We start from the raw sequence: 3,969 nt of genomic DNA, 5'->3' as shown, positions 1-3,969 counted from the left end.
GTCAAAATCGAAAACGGCAAAATCGTAACGCTTGGCCCCGTAACAGGCGAAGACGGAAAGCCCAAGCAGATAAAAATCACATTCGGCCAAGACGCACAAGGCAACACAACGGCAGCAGTAGAAGAGATACAGCGTCCCGATCTCACACCCGGAAGCGCAGAAGCACCTGAAACCAAGCCAAAGCCAGCGCCTACGCCCGAAACCAATCCAAAGGAAAAAGAAAACCCGCGCGAAGCAGATCAAGACAATCCCAAACCCACGCCCACACCGGGCGAAACACCAAGCCCGAACGAAAGCCCGAAAGATCGGCGAGAAGAAAAGAAACCAGACGGAAACGGCGGATTGCTCTGTGATCTCTTTCCTAAAATCCTAGCCTGTGCCGAAATGGGCGAACCTTCAGAAAACGATTTTGAAGGCATAGCCATACCCAAAGCCGTAAATGAAGAAACGTGGTCGCCCGATAACATGTTTCCGTCAAGCGGAGTTTGTCCGAAAGACAAAACATTCCACGTTTTCGGAAAAGCATTTAGCGTAAGTTATCAGCCATTATGCACATTAATGGAAAACGTAAGATTCGCCGTAATTATCGGCTTTATCATCATGTCCGCATTTATCACATTCGGATCATTGAGAAAGGAATAAAATGCCGGCTGCTCTAATTCCATTAATTGCATTTCTGCTAAGAATGCTGATCGTTCGGATCATTATTGCAACAGGTCTGACATTTGTATCGTTTGCGGGGTATTTGGTTGCGTTAAATAAATTCAAAGAATACTTTTTAAATGCGGCAAACTCCATGCCTGGAGACATTTATAACCTTCTACTGATAGGCGGATTCGGAACAGGTTTTAACTATCTTTTCGGCGCGTTCTCTTTTTGGGTAAGCATGAAAGCATTGAACAAACTGACAACGGTATTACCGAGGGGATAAAAATGATTTATCTGATTACCGGCAACATGGGAACCGGCAAAACATCAAAAGCAGTTTCAATGATTTTAAACAACGAAGACGGATTGTTTAAAATGAAACTCGAAGACGGAACAGAAGTAGATAGGCCCTTATATTTTTGCCATATCGACGGACTAGACGCAAAAAAGTTCAACGCACACGAACTAACAGAAGAACAAATCATGTCCGCGCCGCTAAGAGACATCATCCCTGATGGCGCGGTTCTGATAGTAGACGAAGCACACTATACCTATCCGGTAAGATCATCAGGCCGAGCCGTTCCGCCTTATATTCAAGAATTAACAGAATTAAGACATCACGGCCATACGGTTATCATGATGACACAACACCCGCAGCAGCTTGATATCTTCGTTAGAAACCTGATATCCAAGCACATCCATTTAGAAAGAAAAGCATTAGGGACAAAACAATATTCGTGGTACAAATGCGTAACCAGCTTAGAAAATCCCGCAGCCGTTTCAAATACAGAATCGAAGAATTTCACACCGCCCAAAGAAGCATTTAAATACTACAAATCATCAAGCCAGCACATCAAATTTAAGAAAAAAGTACCGTTGGCCGTTTGGGCTTTAATTCTGATAATCGGATTTATCGGCTGGAAAATCTATACAGTTTATGGAATATCACAAAAAGACATAAATCCAGAACAGTTTGAAACAACATCACAAGTTTCAGCATCAGAGCCGATAAATCAAGAAGCAGATTTAAATACAGCAGCACAATCACAAAAAATCAATAAAGATTTGAAAGCAGACGATTTTATCCCGACGTTGGCCGAAAAACCCGAATCCAAACCGATTTACAACAACGTCCGCCAAGTCAAAACCTATGAGCGTATCGCCGCATGTATCGAAGGCGGAAAAACCGGCTGCACCTGCTACAGCGATCAAGCAACACCGCTGGAAGAAGTAACAAAAGAAATGTGCAAACAGTACGCAAGAAACGGCCTACCCTTTAATCCATACAAAGAACAGGACAACAGCGCAAACAACGCGCAAAAAGCCCCTACAACGTCCTAAGCGGGCGCGAAGTTCGAGCCGCAAAGCGGCGCGGTTGTCGGCGCAGCGAATTAAGAAAGGCCGCTGCATGGCGGCCTTCTAATCGTGGGTTATTGACTAAACAGCATGAACACGGCTAGAATAAACCGCGTATCTACCGATACAGTCAAATGCAGTTTTCCGAGGCTAACGGTAATTCGCATTTTAAAATTTCCTGTAAAGTTTAAAACTTGGCAGGAATGCAAAAATCCCCTAGTTCGCGCTCGGGGATTTTGCTTATCCCCACCGCTCTACAAATTGTCATATCATCAAATCTAAGTCATATCAATCTACCTTTCCGCGCTTGCCGCGCCTGTTTGAGTTTCAGAAACCTTTCCCAGCCCTTCAGGACGGAGGAGCTAGGGCGGGGGAAAATATCTAGCGGAATTGTTTTTTTTTACTGCTTTCAGTCCGGTTTTCGCTGAGGTATGGGGGTGCGTTTGACAGAGAACGGCCGATAAAAAGGTGCAAGGGGGAAGTTTTGTAAAGATTTGGAGTGCTTTTTTCCAAATCTTTATGAATACCCCCTTGCACCTTTTTATCGGTTGTTCTCCAATCGCACACAAACCCCATGCCTGCGAAAACCGGACTGAAAGCAGTAAAAAAACACAATGCAGCGGGTCGCAACAGCAATTTTTAAATAAACCAGCAAATACAAAAAATTAATTCATACGATTCTGATATACTTCAAACGTCTCGGAATAGCTAACCGACGACAAAGCCGCCGAACCTGATTACTTCCTAATCGCAAGATTGAAAGAAAGATAAGGACGGCGGTTTTCTTATGTTTGAAATTGAGAAACATCAAAGGCATTAAAGCCTGAATCGTAAGGAAAATTAACATGAGAAACGCAGTAGGATTAGACATATCCGCAAAAACATTTGATGTCGTTACCATAATCAACGGCGAAACCGATTACAGAAAATTCAGCAACGATGAACAAGGCTGCAAAAACCTGAAAGAATGGATATCGGCAAAAAGAGAAAAAGACATATACGTATGCATGGAAGCAACTGGAAACTACTACGAACAGGCCGCAGACTGCTTGGCCGAAGAATACCACGTATCAGTAATAAACCCGCTAAAAATCAAAGCCTATGCACAAAAGCGATTCAGCAGAGTCAAAAACGACAAACAAGACGCAAAACTAATCGCAGAGTTTTGCCAAACAGCACTAATAGAAGAGCTGCCAAAGAGAGAAAAACCGACTGAACAGCAATACAGCTTGAAAAGACTGCTATCACTTCAAAGCCAACTTTTAGAACAACAGACATCGCAAAAAAATAGAATCAAAGCAGCAAAAGATTCATTTGTACAGAAAATACACGAAAAACAGCTAAAAGAACTTGAAAACCATCTAAATGCAGTAAAAAAGAAAATCGACCAAACAATCAAATCAGACAAAAAAATGAAAGAGCTGACAAAACGGTTAGAGACAATACCGTCAGTAGGCAAAACAACAGCCATATCGCTAATGAGCTACCTTATTAACAGCACATTCGAAAACGCAAAGCAGTTTACAGCCTATGCCGGATTAAATCCGCATCAAAACATATCAGGGACAAGCGTCAACAAAAAAAGCAAAATGACCAAATACGGAAACCGAAGAATACGCGGATCCCTGTTCATGGCCGCATTAGTCGCATTCAAAAACAACTACTTTCCAGCATTCACAAACAGGCTGAAAAAAGCCAAAAAGCCCAAAATGCTGATCATCGGCGCATTGATGAGAAAAATTTTAGTCGTTGCATTCAATCTTTATAAAACAGAAACCGACTTCGATAAAACACGTTATCAGACGGCTTAGCTAACCGAACTGATAAAAATAGCAAAAGCGGATTGTAAAAAATCCGCTTGGATTTTTGTATTCCGAAAAAATGCAAAACTAAATAACCAATGAAAACAACAAGATAATAAATTTACAATTTATTTTGTTTGAATAATCAAGAAACATCTTTCTT

The 3,969-nt window shown here is 41.9% G+C and carries 4 protein-coding genes; all 4 read left to right on the top strand.

The genetic code is table 11. The features are described 5' to 3' along the window. On the top strand, nucleotides 1-642 hold a 642-nt coding region (locus Q3O12_RS01220; protein WP_301668950.1), incomplete at its 5' end, for an IgG-binding virulence factor TspB family protein. A 1-nt stretch (nucleotide 643) separates the two neighbouring features. After that, nucleotides 644-931, top strand: coding sequence for a DUF2523 domain-containing protein (locus Q3O12_RS01215; RefSeq protein WP_002246009.1), 288 nt, complete (start codon nucleotides 644-646; stop codon nucleotides 929-931). Nucleotides 932-933: 2 nt separating this feature from the next. Then, the gene (locus Q3O12_RS01210; RefSeq protein WP_301668949.1) at nucleotides 934-1,989 is read left to right on the top strand and encodes a zonular occludens toxin domain-containing protein; all 1,056 of its coding nucleotides are present in this window, start codon (nucleotides 934-936) and stop codon (nucleotides 1,987-1,989) included. Nucleotides 1,990-2,849: 860 nt separating this feature from the next. Then, nucleotides 2,850-3,815: an IS110 family RNA-guided transposase gene (locus Q3O12_RS01205; protein WP_002246006.1), complete on the top strand. Its 966-nt coding sequence runs from the start codon at nucleotides 2,850-2,852 to the stop codon at nucleotides 3,813-3,815. Nucleotides 3,816-3,969 lie beyond the last annotated feature (154 nt).

The organism is Neisseria benedictiae (assembly GCF_958267435.1).
Lineage (GTDB): Bacteria > Pseudomonadota > Gammaproteobacteria > Burkholderiales > Neisseriaceae > Neisseria > Neisseria bergeri.
Note: the sequence above shows the minus strand (reverse complement) of the source record. Positions and strands in the feature narration are given on the sequence as shown.

Excerpts from the sequence above, each read along its gene's own strand:
- Q3O12_RS01215 (WP_002246009.1), top strand. The coding sequence starts at position 644 with ATGCCGGCTGCTCTAATTCCATTAATTGCATTTCTGCTAAGAATGCTG.
- Q3O12_RS01210 (WP_301668949.1), top strand. The coding sequence starts at position 934 with ATGATTTATCTGATTACCGGCAACATGGGAACCGGCAAAACATCAAAA.
- Q3O12_RS01205 (WP_002246006.1), top strand. The coding sequence starts at position 2,850 with ATGAGAAACGCAGTAGGATTAGACATATCCGCAAAAACATTTGATGTC.